Origin of the sequence: Xenorhabdus taiwanensis, from assembly GCF_036512875.1 — a bacterium.
GTDB lineage: Bacteria > Pseudomonadota > Gammaproteobacteria > Enterobacterales > Enterobacteriaceae > Xenorhabdus > Xenorhabdus taiwanensis.
Genome location: NZ_AP028978.1, coordinates 2,564,080 through 2,585,046 on the forward strand (window position 1 = coordinate 2,564,080; position 20,967 = coordinate 2,585,046).

The 20,967-nt window shown below is 42.3% G+C and carries 33 protein-coding genes and 1 tRNA gene; 23 read left to right on the forward strand and 11 right to left on the reverse strand.

Annotated features, from left to right (window positions below):
• Nucleotides 1–134: 134 nt before the first annotated feature.
• Complete coding sequence (locus ACE1SE_RS11530) at nucleotides 135–344, reverse strand: helix-turn-helix transcriptional regulator (RefSeq protein WP_338804447.1); 210 nt, start codon at nucleotides 342–344, stop codon at nucleotides 135–137.
• Nucleotides 345–460: 116 nt separating this feature from the next.
• On the opposite strand from ACE1SE_RS11530, the gene ACE1SE_RS11535 reads away from it, so the two are divergent.
• The 3 genes from ACE1SE_RS11535 to ACE1SE_RS11545 all read left to right on the forward strand — a co-directional run bounded on the left by ACE1SE_RS11535 (nucleotide 461) and on the right by ACE1SE_RS11545 (nucleotide 2,898).
• Nucleotides 461–868 (forward strand): helix-turn-helix domain-containing protein, encoded by a 408-nt coding sequence (locus ACE1SE_RS11535; RefSeq protein ID WP_374051023.1) that lies wholly within the window; start codon nucleotides 461–463, stop codon nucleotides 866–868.
• A 169-nt stretch (nucleotides 869–1,037) separates the two neighbouring features.
• Nucleotides 1,038–2,063, forward strand: a complete 1,026-nt coding sequence (gene rhuM, locus ACE1SE_RS11540; RefSeq protein ID WP_374051024.1) for a RhuM family protein — start codon at nucleotides 1,038–1,040, stop codon at nucleotides 2,061–2,063.
• Nucleotides 2,064–2,523: 460 nt separating this feature from the next.
• Complete coding sequence (locus ACE1SE_RS11545) at nucleotides 2,524–2,898, forward strand: transcriptional antitermination N peptide (RefSeq protein WP_374051025.1); 375 nt, start codon at nucleotides 2,524–2,526, stop codon at nucleotides 2,896–2,898.
• Here the strand turns inward: ACE1SE_RS11545 and ACE1SE_RS11550 are convergent.
• Entirely contained in the window at nucleotides 2,895–3,398 is a 504-nt protein-coding gene (locus ACE1SE_RS11550) for a hypothetical protein (RefSeq protein ID WP_273572386.1), read from the reverse strand. The two genes, ACE1SE_RS11545 and ACE1SE_RS11550, sit on opposite strands and share 4 nt — an antisense overlap.
• A 148-nt stretch (nucleotides 3,399–3,546) precedes the next feature.
• On the opposite strand from ACE1SE_RS11550, the gene ACE1SE_RS11555 reads away from it, so the two are divergent.
• On the forward strand, nucleotides 3,547–3,723 hold the full coding sequence (locus ACE1SE_RS11555) for a hypothetical protein (RefSeq protein ID WP_374051026.1): 177 nt from the start codon (nucleotides 3,547–3,549) through the stop codon (nucleotides 3,721–3,723).
• Here ACE1SE_RS11555 and ACE1SE_RS11560 read toward each other — a convergent pair.
• Entirely contained in the window at nucleotides 3,710–4,189 is a 480-nt protein-coding gene (locus ACE1SE_RS11560) for a hypothetical protein (protein WP_374051027.1), read from the reverse strand. The genes ACE1SE_RS11555 and ACE1SE_RS11560 overlap by 14 nt on opposite strands.
• A gap of 381 nt (nucleotides 4,190–4,570) precedes the next feature.
• On the opposite strand from ACE1SE_RS11560, the gene ACE1SE_RS11565 reads away from it, so the two are divergent.
• The 17 genes from ACE1SE_RS11565 (at nucleotide 4,571) to ACE1SE_RS11645 (ending at nucleotide 11,954) form a co-directional block, all read left to right on the forward strand.
• A complete protein-coding gene (locus ACE1SE_RS11565) occupies nucleotides 4,571–4,795 on the forward strand; it encodes a hypothetical protein (RefSeq protein WP_374051028.1) in 225 nt (74 codons plus the stop codon).
• Between the two features lie 71 nt (nucleotides 4,796–4,866).
• Nucleotides 4,867–5,082 (forward strand): hypothetical protein, encoded by a 216-nt coding sequence (locus ACE1SE_RS11570; protein WP_374051029.1) that lies wholly within the window; start codon nucleotides 4,867–4,869, stop codon nucleotides 5,080–5,082.
• Between the two features lie 109 nt (nucleotides 5,083–5,191).
• Complete coding sequence (locus ACE1SE_RS11575; protein ID WP_374051030.1) at nucleotides 5,192–5,314, forward strand: hypothetical protein; 123 nt, start codon at nucleotides 5,192–5,194, stop codon at nucleotides 5,312–5,314.
• Nucleotides 5,315–5,320: 6 nt separating this feature from the next.
• Nucleotides 5,321–5,542, forward strand: coding sequence for a hypothetical protein (locus tag ACE1SE_RS11580; RefSeq protein ID WP_374051031.1), 222 nt, complete (start codon nucleotides 5,321–5,323; stop codon nucleotides 5,540–5,542).
• Nucleotides 5,539–5,703 carry a hypothetical protein gene (locus ACE1SE_RS11585; RefSeq protein ID WP_374051032.1) on the forward strand — a complete coding sequence of 55 codons (165 nt, stop codon included), beginning with the start codon at nucleotides 5,539–5,541 and terminating at the stop codon, nucleotides 5,701–5,703. Before ACE1SE_RS11580 ends, ACE1SE_RS11585 begins: the two co-directional genes overlap by 4 nt.
• Complete coding sequence (locus tag ACE1SE_RS11590) at nucleotides 5,700–6,038, forward strand: hypothetical protein (RefSeq protein ID WP_374051033.1); 339 nt, start codon at nucleotides 5,700–5,702, stop codon at nucleotides 6,036–6,038. The genes ACE1SE_RS11585 and ACE1SE_RS11590 overlap by 4 nt, the downstream gene beginning before the upstream one ends.
• Before the next feature lie 8 nt (nucleotides 6,039–6,046).
• On the forward strand, nucleotides 6,047–6,712 hold the full coding sequence (gene exoX, locus ACE1SE_RS11595; protein WP_374053657.1) for an exodeoxyribonuclease X: 666 nt from the start codon (nucleotides 6,047–6,049) through the stop codon (nucleotides 6,710–6,712).
• Between the two features lie 6 nt (nucleotides 6,713–6,718).
• Nucleotides 6,719–7,399, forward strand: a complete 681-nt coding sequence (locus ACE1SE_RS11600) for a DEAD/DEAH box helicase family protein (RefSeq protein WP_374051034.1) — start codon at nucleotides 6,719–6,721, stop codon at nucleotides 7,397–7,399.
• Nucleotides 7,396–8,022 (forward strand): DUF669 domain-containing protein, encoded by a 627-nt coding sequence (locus ACE1SE_RS11605; protein WP_374051035.1) that lies wholly within the window; start codon nucleotides 7,396–7,398, stop codon nucleotides 8,020–8,022. Before ACE1SE_RS11600 ends, ACE1SE_RS11605 begins: the two co-directional genes overlap by 4 nt.
• Before the next feature lie 246 nt (nucleotides 8,023–8,268).
• On the forward strand, nucleotides 8,269–9,105 hold the full coding sequence (locus tag ACE1SE_RS11610; RefSeq protein WP_374051036.1) for a phosphoadenosine phosphosulfate reductase domain-containing protein: 837 nt from the start codon (nucleotides 8,269–8,271) through the stop codon (nucleotides 9,103–9,105).
• 81 nt (nucleotides 9,106–9,186) lie between these two features.
• On the forward strand, nucleotides 9,187–9,615 hold the full coding sequence (locus tag ACE1SE_RS11615) for a zinc-finger-containing protein (RefSeq protein WP_374051037.1): 429 nt from the start codon (nucleotides 9,187–9,189) through the stop codon (nucleotides 9,613–9,615).
• The gene (locus tag ACE1SE_RS11620) at nucleotides 9,612–10,175 is read left to right on the forward strand and encodes a hypothetical protein (RefSeq protein ID WP_374051038.1); all 564 of its coding nucleotides are present in this window, start codon (nucleotides 9,612–9,614) and stop codon (nucleotides 10,173–10,175) included. The genes ACE1SE_RS11615 and ACE1SE_RS11620 overlap by 4 nt, the downstream gene beginning before the upstream one ends.
• Nucleotides 10,168–10,344: a hypothetical protein gene (locus ACE1SE_RS11625; RefSeq protein WP_374051039.1), complete on the forward strand. Its 177-nt coding sequence runs from the start codon at nucleotides 10,168–10,170 to the stop codon at nucleotides 10,342–10,344. Before ACE1SE_RS11620 ends, ACE1SE_RS11625 begins: the two co-directional genes overlap by 8 nt.
• Nucleotides 10,341–10,685, forward strand: a complete 345-nt coding sequence (locus ACE1SE_RS11630) for a hypothetical protein (RefSeq protein WP_374051040.1) — start codon at nucleotides 10,341–10,343, stop codon at nucleotides 10,683–10,685. The genes ACE1SE_RS11625 and ACE1SE_RS11630 overlap by 4 nt, the downstream gene beginning before the upstream one ends.
• Nucleotides 10,686–10,859: 174 nt before the next feature.
• Entirely contained in the window at nucleotides 10,860–11,396 is a 537-nt protein-coding gene (locus ACE1SE_RS11635) for a phage N-6-adenine-methyltransferase (protein WP_374051041.1), read from the forward strand.
• Nucleotides 11,393–11,578, forward strand: a complete 186-nt coding sequence (locus ACE1SE_RS11640; RefSeq protein ID WP_374051042.1) for a hypothetical protein — start codon at nucleotides 11,393–11,395, stop codon at nucleotides 11,576–11,578. Before ACE1SE_RS11635 ends, ACE1SE_RS11640 begins: the two co-directional genes overlap by 4 nt.
• Before the next feature lie 196 nt (nucleotides 11,579–11,774).
• Nucleotides 11,775–11,954, forward strand: coding sequence for a helix-turn-helix transcriptional regulator (locus ACE1SE_RS11645; protein WP_374051043.1), 180 nt, complete (start codon nucleotides 11,775–11,777; stop codon nucleotides 11,952–11,954).
• Here the strand turns inward: ACE1SE_RS11645 and ACE1SE_RS11650 are convergent.
• Nucleotides 11,941–13,116 (reverse strand): tyrosine-type recombinase/integrase, encoded by a 1,176-nt coding sequence (locus tag ACE1SE_RS11650; RefSeq protein WP_374051044.1) that lies wholly within the window; start codon nucleotides 13,114–13,116, stop codon nucleotides 11,941–11,943. The genes ACE1SE_RS11645 and ACE1SE_RS11650 overlap by 14 nt on opposite strands.
• A 193-nt stretch (nucleotides 13,117–13,309) precedes the next feature.
• On the opposite strand from ACE1SE_RS11650, the gene ACE1SE_RS11655 reads away from it, so the two are divergent.
• Both ACE1SE_RS11655 and ACE1SE_RS11660 read left to right on the forward strand, forming a co-directional pair.
• Nucleotides 13,310–13,384, forward strand: a tRNA-Arg gene (locus ACE1SE_RS11655).
• Nucleotides 13,385–13,962: 578 nt separating this feature from the next.
• Nucleotides 13,963–14,202, forward strand: coding sequence for a hypothetical protein (locus ACE1SE_RS11660; RefSeq protein WP_374051045.1), 240 nt, complete (start codon nucleotides 13,963–13,965; stop codon nucleotides 14,200–14,202).
• A 64-nt stretch (nucleotides 14,203–14,266) separates the two neighbouring features.
• Here the strand turns inward: ACE1SE_RS11660 and ACE1SE_RS11665 are convergent, their stop codons facing one another.
• From ACE1SE_RS11665 to ACE1SE_RS11695, 7 genes are read right to left on the reverse strand one after another with little or no spacing between them, the layout of a single operon-like run.
• A complete protein-coding gene (locus ACE1SE_RS11665) occupies nucleotides 14,267–15,121 on the reverse strand; it encodes a tagatose bisphosphate family class II aldolase (protein WP_374051046.1) in 855 nt (284 codons plus the stop codon).
• A gap of 9 nt (nucleotides 15,122–15,130) precedes the next feature.
• Nucleotides 15,131–15,565 (reverse strand): PTS galactosamine/N-acetylgalactosamine transporter subunit IIA, encoded by a 435-nt coding sequence (gene agaF / locus ACE1SE_RS11670; protein WP_374051047.1) that lies wholly within the window; start codon nucleotides 15,563–15,565, stop codon nucleotides 15,131–15,133.
• A gap of 9 nt (nucleotides 15,566–15,574) precedes the next feature.
• Nucleotides 15,575–16,417: a PTS system mannose/fructose/sorbose family transporter subunit IID gene (locus ACE1SE_RS11675; RefSeq protein ID WP_374051048.1), complete on the reverse strand. Its 843-nt coding sequence runs from the start codon at nucleotides 16,415–16,417 to the stop codon at nucleotides 15,575–15,577.
• Nucleotides 16,407–17,195 carry a PTS N-acetylgalactosamine transporter subunit IIC gene (gene agaW / locus ACE1SE_RS11680; RefSeq protein ID WP_374051049.1) on the reverse strand — a complete coding sequence of 263 codons (789 nt, stop codon included), beginning with the start codon at nucleotides 17,193–17,195 and terminating at the stop codon, nucleotides 16,407–16,409. Before agaW ends, ACE1SE_RS11675 begins: the two co-directional genes overlap by 11 nt.
• Nucleotides 17,196–17,205: 10 nt before the next feature.
• A complete protein-coding gene (gene agaV / locus ACE1SE_RS11685) occupies nucleotides 17,206–17,688 on the reverse strand; it encodes a PTS N-acetylgalactosamine transporter subunit IIB (protein ID WP_374051050.1) in 483 nt (160 codons plus the stop codon).
• Nucleotides 17,651–18,871, reverse strand: coding sequence for an SIS domain-containing protein (locus ACE1SE_RS11690; RefSeq protein WP_374051051.1), 1,221 nt, complete (start codon nucleotides 18,869–18,871; stop codon nucleotides 17,651–17,653). The genes agaV and ACE1SE_RS11690 overlap by 38 nt, the downstream gene beginning before the upstream one ends.
• Nucleotides 18,868–20,163, reverse strand: coding sequence for a D-tagatose-bisphosphate aldolase, class II, non-catalytic subunit (locus ACE1SE_RS11695; protein ID WP_374051052.1), 1,296 nt, complete (start codon nucleotides 20,161–20,163; stop codon nucleotides 18,868–18,870). Before ACE1SE_RS11695 ends, ACE1SE_RS11690 begins: the two co-directional genes overlap by 4 nt.
• Between the last annotated feature and the right edge of the window lie 804 nt (nucleotides 20,164–20,967).

Here is a 20,967-nt window from a genome sequence, read left to right on the forward strand (position 1 = left end):
GTACCGAAAATATCGGCGTGCAAATTGATAGGAACTGCCCCTCTTTAAGAGGTTCAGTTATGGTTTTTAGCCTACCAATGGCTTGATAGGGACTCTCCACACGGGCGGAGCATTCATTGTCAACAACTGGGATACTAAGCTGCTTTTGGTGGAAATATGTCATCGAGAGAAACAGTTACACCGTTGCCATTAAAAATCTCGACAAATTTACGGCACAATGCGAGATCTATTTTTCTACGGCCAGTTTCATAATGACATATCGCACCGGCTGTGCAGCCCATTTGAACAGCTAATTCTGATTGAGTTAATCCAAGCTGTTCACGGTATAAACGTAATTTGTTCATGCTGCTAACCTCCTTTTCAGAATTAAAGTATACACATTGTATTCAAAACATCAACAGGAGTGTACTAATTGTGAGTCCAAAATATTGTATACGGATTGTATAATTTATCTATGAACATGAACTGGTTTGATATGGCCAAAGACCAAATGAAGGTCACTGGCATTACATACGATAAATTAGCTGAACATCTCGGAGTGACTCGGGGTGCGATAGGGCATTGGCTAAATGGAAGGAGAGAGCCACCGCTCAAGGAGATTGCAGCTATTTTAGATTTTATAGGGATCAGGAAGGTTATATTAAATCCAGATGGCACAATTTCGACTACAGATGATCAACCAACGAATACAGTAGACATTGAACCCAGGTCAAAATTATCAAAACAGCAACAGGAGCTGCTAGATCTGTTTGACAACCTACCGTCAGAAGAAGCTGCTCGTTTTTTGAAAGAATTGAAAATAAAATCAGCACATTTTGATGCAATTTTCGCCGAGATGCTGGCAAAACGTGGCAATAAAGCAGGTTAGCAAAAGGTTTTTCATCTGTAAATCATAACATTATGAAATGTTATGCTGATCATATTCTTAATATAGGCCACACGCATCTAGTGGTCTTATGTCCAATCTAAAAACTTGGATTATATTCGATTACGCACTAGGAATGGTTGTTGAAATCTAGAGAATAAAGGAAATTTCAATGTCAAAAAATTGTGGGCCTGATTTTAAAGTTGAAGTTTATCAAAAAGATGGTCAATTAATTGACGTCAAGATAGATAGAGAAACTCAAGAAGTTTGGGTGACAAAAAAGCAAATTGCCAAGCTTTTTGATGTTGAAAGAAATACAATCTCAGAGCATATAACTAGCATCTATAATGATGGTGAATTAGAACCCTCTTCAACATGTCGCCCATTCCGACTAGTTCGAAATGAGGGGAACAGGAGAGTTACCAGAACAATATACCATTACAATATAGATATGGTCACCTTTATAGGGTTTCGTGTTAATGGTCGTCGAGCGGTTGAATTCAGGCGCTGGGCTTCTGAGTTAATAAAATCATACCTTCGTGATGGCTTTGTTATCAATGAAAAGGCGTTACGAGAATCTCCAGAAAAGACAAATGAACTTGCTGCAAAAATTCGAGCTATTAGAGCTGATGAGCGCCATGTATATGATAAGTTAAAATATTGTTTTAAAGAAAGTGCATCTGATTATGACAGCAGGTCTCAAGAAGTTAGAAATTTCTACTCAAAAATGCAAGACAAGTTTCACTATGCAATCACTGGGATGGTAAGTGCAAGATTGATTCTAGATAGAGCAAACCATGAAGATGATAATATGGGTCTCAGTACCTTTGCAGGAGTGTCGCCAACACAAAAAGAAGTAACTGTTGGGAAAAATTACCTCAAAGAAACAGAATTATACAGAATGAATCTTTTGTCAGAGCAGTTCCTTTTACATGCAGAAACAACAGCACTTAAAGGGAAACAAATGACAATGAGATCGTTAAATGAGCATATTGATAAACTACTTTTATTTAACGAATACGAACTCCTTCCTGATAGTAGAAATGGTGCGGCTCTACGTGATGAAGCTAATGAGCACGCACAGCGTCAATATAAACTTTTCAAGAAAAAAAGAATTATAGAGAAATCTGGGTATATTTATGATCCAGAGTTGATGGCGTACGGTGAGTACAACCATTTATTTGATGATGAAGATTAATTAACCCTCCAGCCCTCCCTGCGAGGGCTTTTTTGTGCCTGTCTATATCCCTCCTTTGGTCAATTCGTGACCGTAATCACAATATTCAATTCGAACAAAAATTTATTCATTTAAAAATCAATAGGTAATATTTAATCATCCAATATGTATACATTTTGTAGTTGAATTTATGTATACGTTATGTATACTTTAATCATCGAACAGGCAGGACGCCCACGAAGTAGCCGCTACCGGCATATGAAGAGGTAGATGATTCGATACCAAAGCAATACCTACAATGAATGCTCCGCCCGTGTGGAGAGTCCCTTCCCAAAGTGATTTTTGGGGCGTGGTTAGCAGAGTCTAAGGATAGACACAGTGAGTCTGGAAAGTTTGTGCAACTCATTTGGAGGTGTGCAAATATTAAAAGCCTCTCAGTTTATTAACTGCGCCCCAAAAATTACTAATTAGGGGTAATCAAATGGAACGTATCACTGTTTTATCTAAGACTGGTCGTTTAAGTTCCAAAATGCAGCGCCATCTGGAACGCGGCAATTTAATGACCCGTCATCGTCTAGAAGAAAATATCCGTCAGTCTGAAATAAAAACACTGGAAAATATCATTGATAAGGCATTCGGCGTTGAAACTGAGCCACGCAAGGTATTAACGCTCAAACGTAAACAATCCGACAGCGCGAATGTGAATGTAATAGCCAGTCTGATTATTCAGGTTAAAGGCGATGAGCCGCAAGAACCTAGTTTCAACAACTGCTGCCTACCAGAAGTCGCCCTCTATTCAACCAAAACCAAGTCCCGCCGTCGTCTGGAGTCGGGCGGGGTGACTGCGAGGGTTTAGAATACACTCTTCGCCAACTCAGAAAGAACTTGTGTTGCAGCGCTAGCATTAGCAAATAGTGTATCAACACACTTGCCAACAACAGATTCAGCACCCTTTTCTTTCACCAATTGCAAAAGGGTTTTCTTTTCTGACTCAGGCAAATTAGCAGACATAATAATGGTTTCAATCTGCTCAAGGGTATTTTGGTGAATCTTGATAGTTACCGTGTTGATTTTATTTCCGATGGTGTCCATATTGGCATAGTCAACACCCGCAGCAGTTAATGCCATCTTGTTAAGATTAAATGAATAAGGCTCATCATCGGTAGTGCCAATCTCAACCGCACCTAATTGAACTAATCCAATAGATTGAAGGTAACTCAGATCTTTCGCTAATTTTTCCTCACCAAGCTCATCAGTAAGATACTGAAATTTTTCAGTGCTTATCGGACTCATTAAATACTCTCTGTCATTCATTGCGCGGATAATCATATCTTGCCTCTCTGATGGCGTGGTCATTATTTGTCCTTTTTGTTTGCTGGGGAGATTGAATTATAAACGATTTTGTTGCTGGGGAGTAGCAGAACCACCTCGCCTGATGTGGTTAAAAGCAGGCACATCAAATCAACAACAGTAACAGCGAGATGTTAAATGACAGGAGATAATAATGAAATTTAAAGATTTGTCGGATGACGCCAGAACAGCAGCTATTGAAGTGTATAAAACAATTGCTATTCGTGAAGCAGGCTTAGTTAGTGATGAGTACAAGGAGAAGCAAACAGCCAGACTGGAAAATCTGGCTGAAAGTTTGGCGAAAGGCTTTTCAAAACTTATTGAGAGTTAGAATTTCGAGATACAGCAAAGAAGCCGTTAACTTTTTGTCTCATGACATAATTTGAGTTGCACTCATGACAAATCAATTCATAGCAAGAAACATCTTTAGGTTGAAGTATCGATATTACAGAACCATCGACACACTTTGTGCATATATAGTGAAGTGGCTTGTTGGAATGAATCATCGTGTCATAAACATAAACAAGCGCACCCGATTCAAGCTGGTGTGGTTTATACTGCTTAAACTCACGCTTAAAATTTTTGGTACGATTGATTTTTTCTTGAAGCTCAGAGATAAGTTGTCTGTTCGCCTGTCGTTCATCCTCAAGAGCGACAATTCGATCGTATAGTTCGGATGATTTATCAATCATTTCTTGAATTTCTTTTCTCACTTCGTCACTGACTTTTTTATCAAAAATCTTCTTACCAATACTGGATATATCTTTAACGATATTCCACGTGGCACTAATAGGCATCTAATTATTCTCACTTTTGTAGGGGTGAGAAGATATTAACCGATTTCTCACTGTAGAGGTACAGTGAAAACCACTGCCGTCTGAGGTGGTTAAATATGCAGGCATAATAATAACTAATAGTGAGGGTATAAATATGACTACACCAATGAAATTTGCAGCTGAATGTAAAGAATCTTTTGAATATTATCGCGGGCGGGCTGTGTCTCATGCCCCGCGCTCTGAAATTCGTCGTAGTTTGACGCAATTATGTTGGAATCAACGCGCATGTTATCGTAAATGGGCGGCTCTCAGTTGACTAACTCCAGCTCATTTCCGAGTGGGCTGTGGTGAGTTACTCTGATATATTCATGGATTCGACAATGGGCTCATGAGGGAATATGTGTGGAAGATATATTAACAGTAATAAAAACCATTCACTTGTTTTACGTTGTATTGGCTGGAAATATATTAGGTTGGCCGTCCGCTATTGCTGGGTTTATTTTAGTTATAGCAGCATGTACAGTAGTAAAAAAGATAGGTGGTAAAATATTGTGTCTAATATTAGCTGCATTTGTTTTATATCCACCAATAGTATGTATTTATGATGGGGTTCCATTTTATAAATAAAAGCTAGTGCAACTAAATAACAGCCTCGCCAATGCGGGGCTTTTTATTACCTGAATATAGGAAAGTAAATAATGAGTAGAATAACGCTAACAATTAAACAAATACAATATGCATGTGATATGGTTGGTATATCTTATGAGGAAGTTGAAGAAAATAGATTGAATGAAGAATACACTATATGTGATAAATTACAAATAGAAGATATAAACGGTTCCAGATATATTGGAAAAGCTATTTATTGCACTGATTACCCAGAAGACGGCGCAATGCCACTGGAGGATAAATAATGCCTAAACACATTCACGCAGATTTAAAATGATCCCCGATAGTTTCTATTACTACACTCTCTCAATTCTAGCGGTCATATTCACTCTACTTATCGCCAGATAATCAATCATGAAAATAAATAAACGTCTTCTATGTCAGGCTCAAGAACTGGCAGGGATGGCCTGTAACCTGCGTTGTGAAGACGTTTGGTGGCTGGCTATGGAAATACTCAAGCGAAGCTATGGGAGGTAACGAACAATGAAAATCAGACTTTACGATGATGCTGTTATCAAGCACGCATCAAACTGCGTTGAAATATCCACTGACCAATACAGTAAAGTTGGGATGGAATGCACGATGGCTGAACGCATGGATAGCGGTCAGTGGGGAATGAATGAGTTAGCTGAATACCTCACAGATAGGGATTTGGTAGATAGCCTCATGGAGGAGCTGGGAAAAATGCAACGGAGGGTCGCATGAGATTCGATTACAACCCCTACAGTGCTCAGAATGAGCAGCAGAAACGTAAATATACGGACGAACAAATAGCCGAACACAGGGAGCTGGAATACAAGAGAGAGGTGTTGGGTATGGAGGGATTGCCAGCCAGTGCTCAAGATTTCGCGGGAGATTTCACGTGAACGGGTATTATCGGCGCTCGACAGGGTGTTACGTGCCGAAAGACCCGACAGAGCGGCAACAATATCTCAGGGAATTAGTAGCCGCCATTACCAGTAATACCTCTCACCCCGCCGTGCTGCCCATAGCAGAACAGGTTAAAGCAGAGCGGATACGAAACATCAATCATTACGCCGCATTAAATCACCCCCCGCTGCCACAACACATGGCAGAGCAACGCGCCGAACAGGAACGACAAGCATGGCGGAATTATCACGCGACTCATCACACGGAACACGATTTCTATCGTGGTGATTCACCTAACCGCCGTCATGGTGGTATCTGGACAGGAGATTAAAATTGACGATTTATAGAGTAGTAGACACAGAAACATGTGACATGGACAGCGGGATTGTTGAAATAGCCAGTATTGATATTGTGGACAACATCATCAATTACATTGAAAAACAATCCCATTTTGTAGACCCTTTAAAACCCATCTCAATTGGCGCAATGGCTGTTCATCATATTACGGATGAAATGGTAACGGGATTTCCATCTATTACTGATGTCATTGATAAATACAAAGGGGCGGATTTTCTGGTTGCCCACAATGCCGCTTTTGATTCACGGATGATGCCAGAAATGGATGCGCCGTTTCTCTGCACCCTAAAACTAGCAAGACGGTTATGGCCTGACATGGAAAGTCACAGCAACCAATATCTACGGTATGTACTAAAACTGGATGTTTTTGTACCGGATGGGTTACATGCGCACAGGGCGCTATATGACTGCATAGTGACAGCAGCACTATTTAAACGTATCAAGGATGAATCGGGTTGGACTGATAATGAAATGCTGGATATTAGCAACCAGCCCTCATTACTGCACAGGTTCAAGTTTGGCAAGCACAAAGGTATGACATTTGAAGAGGTTAAAAAAGATAACCCCAGCTATTTTGCGTGGTTATTAAAGCAGCCTGACATTGATCCTGATATTGAATTCACCATCAATTATTGGTTAGTGAGGTAGTCAGATATGGGAACTGCAACATTGATCCTCGGTGAGTCTGGCACAGGAAAAAGTGCCAGTTTACGCAACCTAAACACGGAAGAAACGTTGCTAATCCAAACGGTCAGGAAGCCATTGCCGTTTCGCTCCGCAACATGGAAGCCTTTTAATAAAGACAATCCCGACGGTGCTATTTGCTCCACAGATAGCTGGCAACAAATCATAGCTGTCATTAAGGGAGCTGCTAAATATGGGAAATCAGTTGTTATCGTTGACGATTTTCAATACCTCATGGCGAATGAGTTTATGCGCCGTTCGGAAGAAAAATCCTTCGATAAATTCACTGAAATAGGCTCTCACGCATGGAACGTGATCAACGCAGCAATCAGCAAGACACCGGATAATTTACGGGTTTACTTCCTATCACACACGGAAGAAACCCAGATGGGTAAGGTGAAAATGAAAACCATCGGCAAGATGCTAGATGAAAAAATCACGGTCGAAGGGATGTTTACTATCGTACTAAAAACCCTCGTCAGGGATGGACAATATCTATTTACGACCCAAAACAACGGGTTCGACACAGTTAAATCACCAATGGGGCTATTTGATAGCTCAGAAATTGAAAACGATCTGAAAACCGTAGATGACGCTATATGTGAATACTACGGAATTGAAACCCGCACAACAAATGAGGTAGCAGCATGAATAATATAATTTTCACCTATGACCAAGAATCAGCAATGAGTGCCGGACAAGGAGGTTTTATAAACGAAAGCGGCGCGTATGTCATTACCATTAGCGAGGCAAAACTGACTAAGAGTCAGCATGGCGCAGAATTTATTGAGTTCTCTGGCGAGGCAGATGACGGGCGAAAGGTCAGTTATCTGAGTATTTGTTGCAAGAAGAAAGATGGCTCAGCTAATCCATTTGGTCAAAGTATGGTGCAGGCCATTATGGGATGCTGTGGCGTCCGTCAGGTCACAAGCCATATGGTTTCAGTCAACAATATAGTTGCACCTGAATTCACAGGTAAGCGAGTTGGGTTGGTATTACAAAAAATACTCAGGACGAAAAATAACGGTGATGATACTTACGGAATGGATATCCGTATCCCATTCTATCCTGATACTCGCCAGACCATTACCGAAAAAGTAGCGGGTTTACCCTCTACCACTATCGATAAAATGGTTGCAAATCTGAAAGATAAGGACGAACGCAAAATAAACGCTCAACATTATTCAGGGCAACAATCAAATGGGTTCTTGGAAGTACCACGACAACCACAAGGCCAGCCACCTGTGGATTTTGACGATGACATACCGTTCTAACACCATTCGGCAATCCAAATAGGAACCTCCAATGAATGATCAGAATGTATACCTCTACATCTATGAGCCGCCCAATACACGGGCCCCTACTCACATAGTTAATTTATGCACATATGATAAATGGCTCAGGATGAGCAAAACCGAGCAGGATGCTCTGATTAAAAAAATCACTGTCGAATATCCTAACCATACCAATTGCGTAATACGCGCTGAATAAATTCCCCACCTCATATTTAGGACATAACCATGATCAATGTTGTCAGTTTCTCTGGTGGCAGGACATCGGCGTACCTCGTATATCTCATGGAGCAGCGCCGCAAACAAGGTGAGGATGTTCGCTATGTATTTATGGATACAGGGGCGGAGCACCCATTTACCTACAAATTTGTCAGGAATGTTGTAAATTTCTGGGATATTCCGTTAGTTGTATTACAGGCTGATATCAATCCTCAACTCGGCGCATCCAATGGTTATATCATTTGGGAACCGAAAGATATCCAGACACGGATGCCTATATTAAAACCGTTCACGGAAATGGTGAAAAAATATGGGACGCCATATATCGGCGGGGCATTCTGCACTGACCGCCTGAAATTGAGGCCATTTCGGGATTACTGCAATGACCATTTTGGACGGGGTAATTATCAGACATGGATTGGTATTCGCGCGGATGAGCCACGGAGATTAACCCGCAAGGATGGGGTGAGCTATCTGGCGGATATTTCTGACTTTGACAAGCAGGATATTTTAGATTGGTGGAAAGGACAATTATTTGATTTAACAACACCGGAGCATTTAGGTAATTGCATGTTCTGCATCAAAAAAAGCAGTAAAAAACTAGGATTAGCCTGTCAAGATGAACCAATGATGAAAAGAGTATTTGAAGAATACTGCATTAAAGGGAAGCATGTTAGGGATGGTCATAGAAAAACACCTAAAGAAATAATGTATAGAGGGAATTTGTCATTAGATGGCATAGCCCGAATGTATTCAAATACAGATTATCAAAACCTCTACCGAGAAATGGTTGCAGCCAAACAATTTGATACCGGTTCCTGCTCTGAATCCTGCGAAATATTTTAGTTAGACCTATTTTAACCCCAACCCTATCACTACGCTGCTATGCGGCGGGAGGATTATTATAACCAAAATACGGGAGGATATATGCAGTTCACGCCGTGGAACCCAAATCCCAGAGCAATTCAGAGAGTCAATGACCCCTATCCCATTCCGACCCACTGCCGATATTGTGGCAGACACGTGATGATTGAGCATCACCTGAATGTGTTTAAACGTATCCATGACAGCAGATGGCCGTGGCTGTATCACTGCTGGACATGTGGTGCGCGTGTCAGTATTCATCCGGGAACGGATATCCCGATGGGGTCACTGGCGGATAAAAAGACACGAAGAGCCAGAGCATCGGCTCATCGGTATTTCGATGATGTAGTTAGAAATCGTAATTTAGAACGCACGGAGGCGTATCAATGGTTAGCAAGTCAACTGGAAATTAGCCCCAGCCAATGTCACTTCGGCTGGTTTGATACTGATATGTGCGAACGGGCAGCGAATATATGCAGGGAGTTTAAATGATGACTGATTTTACATCACTGGCAGACGGCGGCGAATTATCCCGTGAAACATGGGATGATTTTGTTAAGCGCCTAGAATATCAACACAAAGGTGCAGGGGTTGATCGGCATTTTACGGCGTACCCATCATTTACAGTTAGAGAACGAGTTAGGGTAACCGGCTCTGAGGATGACGAAGTGGGAATATATTATGATGATAAAGGATATTATTCCCTAGAGGGCGTATTAGCTCGTTTAAATGATGAAAAGAAACAGGAAATATTTAATTACGCACAAGAGGAATATTTGTCTGATTGGTGGGATCTATCTGATAAAGAAAAAGCTGAGTGCATAATATTTGTATTAGAGGACTCATATATTTTCTATTGGAAATACGACTACAAAACAGTAAATACACATTTAACCCGTGAAGCTGCGGAACGGTTTATTCAGCGCAAGCAACATGACCACGGGAAATTATCTGTTTATGTCGAGTCATTTTATTGGTGCTGGGAAATGCGCACATTAATTGATGGAATATTGACAGGTAAAATTAAATATACAGGTGATGATAATGACTAATTCAGATTTATGCAGAGAAGCGTTTGAGAAATTTCTTTTAACTGAGTTTCGTTATTTTGAAAATGCATTAGAAAAAGATAGTAATGGAAATTATTTTAACATGCCAGCCCAGAATTATTGGGAAGCATTTAAAGCTGGATGGGAAACATGTAAGGAGAACCAGAAATGAACAATGATGTGATTGAATTGGCGCGGGAAATGAAAAAGCGCAGTGAAGCAGTATTGTCAGAATATTCTATTTTCATTAGGTCAGATAATGATGAATCAAAAGATACATTGGCAATTAAGGTCACTGATTTTGATTTAGCGATATCGCCAGAAAATATAATCAAAATATGTAAAGCCGTAGAAAAGCTCGCTGAATATGAAAATATGGAGCCTGTGGCGTGGAAATATAAGATTAGAAGTATGGATGAGCTGCATGATGAGATTAGCGAAATTAATCCACAGGAAATAGATTGGATGGGAGTTGAAGATATTATACCTCTCTATCGCCACTCCAACAAATAGCGAGAAATAACATGGATATTATCGACGCAGCGAATGAATTAAATGAGCTGAATATATCTCATGCCCTCCAGAACCGACCACCAGCACTAACCAGTATTAACGGTATGTGTCGATGGTGTGAGACAGAGCCAGCAACACACGGAGCATTTTGTAGCAGAGAGTGCGGGGAGGATTATGAGCGATTTCGGAGGCAGTAATACCCCAAAACAATTCCGCGACCTCTGGCAAACCCCACTTCCGTTATTTAAAGCGCTCAACCTCGAATTTAAATTTACCCTTGATGCGGCTGCATCCGCTCAAAACACCCTGTGCACCCATTACCTCACGGAACGAGATAATGCACTGGAATGTGATTGGGTGAGCTACGGTTCTATTTTCTGCAATCCACCCTATTCTAATATTACGCCGTGGGTAGTGAAAGCGGCTATCGAAAGCCAGAAACAATTACAACCAGTCGTGATGTTAGTCCCTTCTGATACCTCTGTGGGCTGGTTTAAATTGGCAAGAGAAACAGCGGATGAGGTCAGATTAATAACAGGTGGCAGGATTTCATTTATTCCAGCAGACTTAAAAATAAAAGGCAGCAGGAATACAAAAGGTTCCATGTTTTTAATATGGCGGCCATTTATTACTCCGCGCAAGTTAATAACCACTGTAGACAAAGAACGCCTATTCAATATAGGTAATAACGAAATAAGGAAAATAGCATGAGCATACCAAAAATAACCATTGAAATACCCCGTAAATCAGCAAAAGAGTTTTGTTCTTTTCATGATGATGAAAAATTATCTGATGAATATTTAATTTATTCCATCACCGAAATCATCCGAGATGCGTTAAGCGATACTGAATTCCCAGCTTCGGAAATAAAAACCACTATTACCGATGACTAACGAATTCGAGAACGCAAGAAGGAAGGTGGCGAGGGATTGCCTAAAAGAACTCAGAAATTTACCCAAATACGACGATATCGCAGTTACCGCAATTCTCGATAAATACACCCCAAATTTAAACCACTCAACCACATGAAGTTCAGCGCTAAATCAGTGCTGGCGTATTATGTGCGAGTTATTCGAAAGGAGATGAAGGATGGATAAAGATTTAATTGAAGAGAAAGAGGTTTTTGATATGTTAGGAAAGAAGAGAACGGCAGTATATCGGCTCAGGAAAAAACATGGATTTCCTGAACCCGTTCTAAGTCACCCCGCCCGATACAGCTATTCAGCTATACGTGAGTGGCTAGATAATGGCGGAGTCAACCGCTCTTGAGCTGCCTAATATGCCAGAATACTTTATCTGCATATAGCTCATACGCCTCTTTTTGTTCTTCAATCCAATCGTGCTTATTGTACACAGCCATTACCCCACCCAATTCGTGCCCCAGCATCTTCTCGGTGACATGGGGTGCGATCCCTTCACTTGATAAATTTGTCACCAAAGAACGTCTAAAGTCATGTGTACGCCATTCAGGTATATCGATAGACTTCCTTAGCTTGTTCATATAAAGGTTTGCTGACGACCTGTCTATAGCTTTATCCAATTCCTGTCCGGGGAATAAAATATCATTCCCCATACTTAATAGTCGTTCTATGTATGGCATCACCTGCCCAAATATAGGTCGCCTGATTACATTGCCCATTTTCGAGTGAGCGGCTGGAGTCGTCCAGATCAAATCAGCCATATTAAACTCGCTGGCAGTAGCAAGCCTTAGCTCAGAAAGACGAGCCCCCCATAACAAAAGCAATTGATGCAATACCTTGTTAGAAGAAACTATCTTATTATTTTCCAGTGCTAGCCAGACCCTGGCTAGTTCCCTGTAAGTTAAAACTCTACTACCGGTGTCCGGTTTTTTGCCTATGTTTTTCAGGCTAAGTTTCATGACCTCGCATGATGGAATAAATTGTCTACCTATACACCAATTAACAACCGAACGTAATTGAGTTAAAAGCACCCTAGCTTTTTTAGGGTTTCCCTTTTCCTGTTTATCGAAAAATCTAACCCAAGATGATACAGGTATGCTGGCCACTGGTGTACACAAGAATTGTGTGTACATCGTGTTGTACACGACTGACTTATAAAGTATCTGAGTATTAGGTTTTAGCGTAGATGCGTACTTATCCCACCAATAATCAAGACAATCTTTTAAGGTTGCCTCACCCTCTGAACGAGAAAAATACGTTTTTGGATCAAGTCCTTTTGTGTACAATGAGCGCATTTCACCTACTGCCACTCTGGCATCTTTTAACGACACCTCAGGATAACGACCAACAGTCAGACGAACAGGTTTGCCATTCCAGCGATATCTGTGTTGAAATGTTATAGTTCCACTTGGGGTGATCCTGACACTTAAACCGTCACCATCGGTTAGCTCAGGTTTGCCTTTATAGGGCTTATTGTGGATGCCACGAAGTTTGGTGTCGCTCAATGCCATATCTATAACCTGTACACAAGATGAAGTATGATTATGTACTCAATCTGTACACAATGGCAAGTGAACGAACCAACTACAACCAAAAACAAGCAGGAATAAATCAAAACAAATAAAGGTAAAAAACTTGATTAAAACAGTTAGAAAGAGATAAAATGCAAACAGCTCGACACAAAATGAAATAGAGCAGTAAAAAGCCCCCTTAGTTAAATGGATATAACGAGCCCCTCCTAAGGGCTAGTTGCAGGTTCGATTCCTGCAGGGGGCGCCAAATGAACATCTCTCATAGTCTACTCAAATCCATTAACCCCAATAAAATCAACCAAATCACCAAATCCCTCATCTATCGAAGTCTAGTAGTGTCTTTCTAAATCTCTATAATTTTTCTATACAATATTGGGTGGATCATGAAGCAGGGCAAACGGGTCTAAATTATACTGATGGAAAACCCATGATAAACCACAACCAGCCATTAATAACGTACTGAAATGAACAAAAGTACCTCAAAAAAATTAATTGGTTAATTTAGACTCGTTTGCCCTGCATCAATCAGGTTGCGTAATTACAAAAGACAGTATATTGTGATGAAAGTGATAGCTATGTCACGTAGCTTATTGGCTTTTCTCGACAGATGAAGAACAATGGCATAGTGTTATCATGGGTTTATCACTTCAGACATTTTACCTCGCTTCGGCGGGGTTTTTTGTTGCCCTAATTCAATAAAGGTATCCAGAATCAGTGGCAAATTTCAAATTTACACTCCAACGGATTACTCACTTGGTGAATAGGAAAATAATTATTTTGCACAAGGTCACTTAAGTGGCCTTTTTTGTTTTAATAGGTGAATGAATGGAATTGTATAACAACAATATTATCATTCGTGACAGAACGGGAGTTGCAAGAGTGATCTTGGATGATATTTCATGTACTCCGCCAAAGCGTACATCTGATATTAACGTAAGAATACAAAAACCTACTGCCTCAGTGTTCGACGAGTCCCTAATAAAATGGTCACACCAATGGGTCTATTATTGCAATCTGGCATTCTTTGACGACGGAACAGAGGCAAGCAATCAGGCGAGTCATTAAAAATTACCAAGATGAAATCTTTTCACTCGAATTGTTCCCGTGATTATTTAACCCTAATTTGTGATTACATCATTCCCGCGCTACCGCAAATGTGGATTTTAGTTTCGACCACCTTGCGCATTGCCTCCTTACCCGGTGTGATATATTTGCGCGGATCATTTGCATCCGGGTGTTCAGCAAAATATGCTTTAACCGCGTCAGCAAAAGCAATTTTCAGATCTGTCGCCACATTCACCTTGCAGATCCCAAAATTAATTGCGCGCTGAACCAGCTCTTCAGGGATACCCGATGCACCATGCAACACCAATGGAATATCAACCTGCTGCTTGATAGCGGCCAGACGATCAAAATCGAGGTGCGGCTCCCCGTGATATAGGCCATGTGCCGAACCTATCGCGACCGCCAGTGAATCAATACCTGTACGGGCAACATACTCCTTCGCAGCCATAGGATCAGTATAGAAACTATCTTTGCTATCGACGGCTAAATCATCTTCCTGACCACCGAGCCTACCTAATTCTGCCTCAACACTGACATCGTAGTTCTGGCAAAACCGAACTACACGGGATACCGCCTCGATATTCTGCTCAAAAGGCAGATGTGAACCATCAATCATCACAGAACGGATACCGGACTGCACCTTATGACAGATATCATTATACTCTTCATGGTGATCCAGATGCAGTGCTATCGGCAGATGGTTGATATACGCCGCTTCACGACAGATAGACACCATATATTCCAACCCTGCGTAAGTAAAGGTGCCGGGTGTTCCCGCCAATATCACCGGTGATGACAGTGCGGCTGCGGTTTCTACCACCACCTGCACTGTTTCAAGGTTATGGACATTAAAGGCAGGTACAGCGTATCCACCACGCTGCGCTTTTTTCAGCATTTCTCGATTAGAAATCAGATACATGTTATCTCCTCAGATACCATCAATACCCTGTGATGCCTGTCTTTCACGCTGCTGTTCATGCCACAGGCTGGTCAGCCCACGATGCCCGCATTCCAGTGCCATGTCGCGAAACTCAGTGGCTGTCATACCGTCACGCTCAAGCATCATTTCCGCAACCATCTGCATATTAGTACCAGTAATGACTTGATATGCTGGATGATTTAATGCCATCTGTGCAGCCTGTCTGAACGGAGAACCGCCGAGCAAATCAGTGAGAAAAACCAGCCCTTGACCCTGATCACATTGGTAACACGCCGCCTCCAGTGCTTTTTTCAGTGCCTCCGTACACATTCCTTCTGGAAAATCCACGGCTACACACTGCTCCTGTGGGCCAATGACCTGTTCTACTGCCTGCAACAGGCCACTGGCAAAACTGCCATGTCCGGTTATCACTACACCTAGCATCTGCACTCCTTATAGAAAACCAACTAACTTACCGACAACCCCAAACACCACTGTGATACCAATCAATTTCACAGGTGATGCTCCCTTTTTCATCAGCCAGTAAACTAACAGAGTAAAAGCCAGAGGCAGCAGATTAGGCATCACTTTATCCAGTACATCCGTCTGTAGAGCTACCTTCGCCTCACCGGCTTTCAATACTAACGGTGTGGAAAGGTGAACGTAGGAGGCTACCAGCGCACCTATTACTGTCATACCGACAATTGAAGCCGCATGAGAGATGTTTCTGGTGTGCGTTTTCAGCATGGCAATCGCTTTGGTGCCTGCCTGATAACCGTAATGCGCCAGCCCGAAACGCAAGGCAAAGTGCACGATATTGAACATCAGCAGAAAAATAATTGGCCCAAATAAACTACCCTGAAGTGCCAGAGAAGCACCAATGCCGGCACAAATAGGTAATAGGGTTAACCAAAACAAAGCATCACCAATCCCGCCTAAAGGTCCCATTAATGCAACTTTCACAGCACGGATGGTAGACACCTTCTCCTTGCTCTTTTCCATCGCCAACACAAGTCCAGAAAGGAACGTGACATCAAAGGGATGAACATTGATAAACTCCATATGCATTTTCATGGAGTTGGATAGGTCCTGTGGATTTTTATGGATCTTGCGCAGTGCCGGTATCAGGGTATATAACCAGCCCCCTGCCTGCATACGTTCATAGTTAAACGATGCCTGTAACAGTAGTGAGCGCAGCGCCATTACGTTAATATCGCGGTTTGTCAGTTCGGGGCCGGGTTCTCTGTCAATATAGTCGTTCCGATCAATCTGGCGGGTTGCTATGTTAAATGCCATCGTTCATCTCCTGTTCGGTAGTCTGAGAGCCTGCATCCTGATCGTCGTTGCTGTTGTTACCGGTACGATTAAAGAAATCAATCAGTGCGATTGCGAATGCGCCAAGTGCTACTGCAATAATTGGCATGTTCAGGAAAGTCACAGAAATAAAACCCAGAATGAAGTAGGCCACATAGGTTTTTTTCATCATAAGTTTCATCAGTAATGAGAAACCGATAGCAGGCATCATTCCCCCTGCTACCGCAAGGCCATCAAGCAACCATTGTGGCGCTTTCCGAACCATTGTGCTCGCCGCATCTGCACCGAAATAGATCGGCAGGAAAGCCACAATAAAGTAGAACAAGAACAGAATGAGCATACCGAAGTAGTTAACCCATTCGACACCACGCCAGTTCAGTTTTTTCACCATTTCATCGCACTTGTGCATCATCGGTGAATAAATAGTAAACAACAGTGTGATACAACCCTGTACGGCTATCGAAAACGGCACAGCTATCCCTATCGCCACTTTCGGATCGGTATGGGCCATGATCGCAAACGTTGTCCCAATCACCCCGCCGATAACCACATTAGGTGGCTGCGCTCCGGCCAGTGGTACCATCCCCATCCAGACCAGTTCCAGCGTTCCGCCAACCAGCAAACCCGTCTGTACATCTCCTAAAACCAGTCCGACTAAAGGACCAATCACGATGGGACGGTGAATGTGAGTCAGTCCGTTAAACAGGTCAACACCGGCTATCCCTGCCAGTAAAGCAATAAGTAGTGCGCTGGTAAGCATACTGACCTCCTCAGCTAATCAGCTTAGAGACTGATTCACCCGCTTCATCCGGTACCCGACGGATTTCACATGTGATTCCCAGTTTATCCAACTCACGGAATGCATTGATATCAGCGTCATCAACAGAGACCGTTTTGTGGATCTGCTTTTTTCCTTCCGAGAAATGCATATTTCCGACATTGACAAATTTGATAGGAACACCTCCTTTAACCAGAGTAAGCACGTCCTGAGGTGTTTTGCAGACAATAAAAATTTTCTGCCTGTCCGCCGCCTTGTGAATGACATCAATTGTTTTCTGCAATGTGAAATAGCGGGTCTGCACATCGTCAGAGACCACCATATCCATTAAAGATTGCGCAACAGGGTCGGCTGATGCTTCATCATTCGCCACCACAACCAAATTCGCGCCCAGTGAATTTGTCCAGGTCACGCCAACCTGACCATGAATCAGACGGTTATCGATTCGGGTCATCAATATGTTTGGAGCAGACATACTCACTCCTATTATTATTTTGTTGTTGGTAAGGGTATAATTGGACACCTTTTACAACCCGGTTTACTTCCCCTGTCGGGCAAGGATTATCGGGTGATAAGCCATATGTCAGAGAGGTATTGAATGCCAACAACTGGAAAAAGATAAGATATGGGAACATCAACCAAATATCAGAAAGCCGGCTATTCAGTTCAACAGCTCCCGACAATGGCAGGCTGCTAAGCGGAATAATCTGTTTTGCCAGTTCATCATGTTTCAGTTCATTGAGCAGATCGATATCATAACGGCGACAATACGCTTCCTCCGACAGCATAACGACAACTAAAGTATTTTCATCAATCATGAATTTAGGCCCGTGGCGTACACCAAGTGTAGAGTCAAAACGGGTTGCCACTTCACCGGCTGTCAGTTCAAGCATCTTCAGGGCACCTTCTTCCGCGATACCGGTAAAACAGCCGGAACCCAATGCCACCATTCTGCTAAAACCAGACTGTGATACTTTCTGAACCCGCGGCAACCATTCTGAAAAACACTTTTCACAGAGAGTGGCCATCTTTTCGACTGACTTACCTGCCCGTACAAAATCCAGTTTGCCAAGCAGTAGCAATGTTGCCAACGTCATGCAACTGAAGCTGGATGTCATTGCAAAGCTACGATCATGAGAACCTTTAGGCATAATCAGCGAGCAAGCATTGTTCTTACCCTCTGCACGTTTGGCTTTTACATAATGGGTAAGCGCACCATCAGGATTACAGGTAAGTATCAAGTGATAAATATCACCAGCCAACTGATCCGCCAGCTCAATTGCACCGACACTTTCCGGGCTGTTACCGGAACGTGCATAGGAAACCAGTAAGGTTGGACGCTGTTTTTCAAGATACTGCCACGGTGTCGGCACTATATCCGTTGACGCATAGGCGTAGACATCCAACCCACAATGTTCACGTAACCACGGCGCCATCGCTTTACCGATAAAAGCAGAAGAACCGGCACCACAGAGGATAATCTGTAAATCAGGCTTAACTAACAATGAAGACAAAAAAGGCTGCCACTGTGCCGCGCTGGACTCCAGTTCACGATAGAGTTCGCGCCATAAACGGGGTTGATGGGCAATCTCCTCTGCGGTAAACAGCGCATTGTGTTCTTCCAGCCATGACTGTGAATATGACAGTATTGTCCTCATGCTACAGCTCCTTCACTCTGTCCCTCACACGCTAGTGCATACTGAATTAAGACAGTTCTCACTTTATCCATCACCCACGCTTTCGGATCATGTTCCAACCGCCCTACTTTTACTGCTTCGGCCTGCTCAGGCAGGTACTGACTTAGCATCGACAGAGGTGTTGGATTATTATGCAGGTTATTTAACAGCTTATTGACTGCCGCTTCTGCCTTTGGATCTGCCCAGTAGTAACGGATGCGGTCACTAAGACTGTATTGGCGGTCGAGATATTGCTGATGTGCACTGCCTTGGTAATAAGGACTCCAGTGCTGAGGCTGTTCATGCATGATCTGCTCCAGCGTATCGTGCAGGTGAGCCGCATTCAGCTCACCATTCCATTCACAATCTAACTTATCGAGAGCAAACAGACCCTCGCGCAGGGCAAACGTCAGTGCAGGCCCCACCTTTAGGATGGCAAAGTGGTCACGCACCAATTCACGGTAAGCACGCTGAGTCTGATAATCCGTAGAATGAACCTCATAAACCAAATGGGGGACGGTTTCGATAAACTGGCTTAGTGTTTGTGCTTGCGCTGACTTGTAATGTTCAACATTATGATGATCAAATTCAACGCCAGGCTGAACCACAAGACCAATAACCCGCGGCCAGACATCCGCTAACCCATGCTCTTGCCATGCGTATTGATGAATTTTCAGCGTCATTTCTGCTGCCTGAGGTGAAGTGATCTGCATCCCTGCCATTGACGCCTTAGTACCTCCCGGTACAGGAACTTCAGTACCAATCACATAAACAGGGTGTTCACCGCTGTGCTCTTTCCAACTGCGCTCAGCAACCTGGCACAGCCTCGCTGCACGGGATGCTACGATTTCATCACTAAGTGGCACCGGATCATCTGCACAAGACATTGAACAATCGAGATGAATTTTCCTGAAACCTGCCGCAACATAATCGTAAATCAGTGTTTCAGCGAGCTGCATAGCCTCTTGCGCGCTACGATTCTGCCATGTATTAGGACCCAGATGATCGCCACCGAGCCAGACTCTTTCGCGGGGAAACCCTATTTTGTCAGCAATTTTCCAGATCATTGCGCGGAAATCTGCTGGTTGCATTCCTGTATATCCACCGAACTGATTAACCTGATTAGAAGTCGCCTCAATAAGTACCGAAGAATTTCTCTCTTTGGCTAAACGAATTGCACTTTCCAGCACCCAAGGATGCGCCGAGCAAACAGAGTAAATCCCTACGTTCTCGCCTGATTTATGGCGACGGATCAACTGTAATAGTGGCTGCATAACATCTCCAGTCTATTCAGATATGGTTAAAACGTTCGCTTTTAATTAAAATAGATATTTCTTATTCTTCAACCACAATGACCATCAAAGACAATTAGTCCCTGGCGATAATCCCAGCTTCAAAATCAAAACCGTCCACATCAAGAAACAATTACAGCAGAGTAGATCAATCGAAAACGTGATCCTTATTAAAGTTCATTTTCAGAGAAAAACCACCCCCGAAAATATTTCATTTTCATTCAAATTGACAGCATGATCTTTCATTCATCTTATTCATTCTTCTACTTAAAGACAGTCAGGAACTATAATTAAAGGAATTAAAAAATTAACAAACTTTAGTATTTTTTACGGCAACGACATCACGAATAAATTAAAAATCAATCACCGCATTGATTTTGTGGACTAAATATTCTTTAGCCTCAACTATATGTAAGAAATTTTCTCAGTGGTATTAAAGAATGGACTCAATTTAACTATAATGAAACCAACTTTAAACGATAGAATTTTTAAAATACAGTCTCATAAATAATGAACCTCTCACTTTAATAGCAAATAAAATTCTAGAAAATCATCCAGATAAAAATTTTTTATTTCTTCATATAGGCATGACATTCCTTTAGCTGAGGATTTAAAATCACGTATAGGAAAAAATAGTGAAGTTGTCGTATCCGATTCTGTGGATTCTTTTTTAGCTTTATTGAACAGTATGACACTCATTTTTGTCGGTGATGGTGGTGTTACAAGACAATCCCTGTATTAACTGCGGTGCTTGCTTATACGGTGAAATTGGTAAATCGGTTTCCT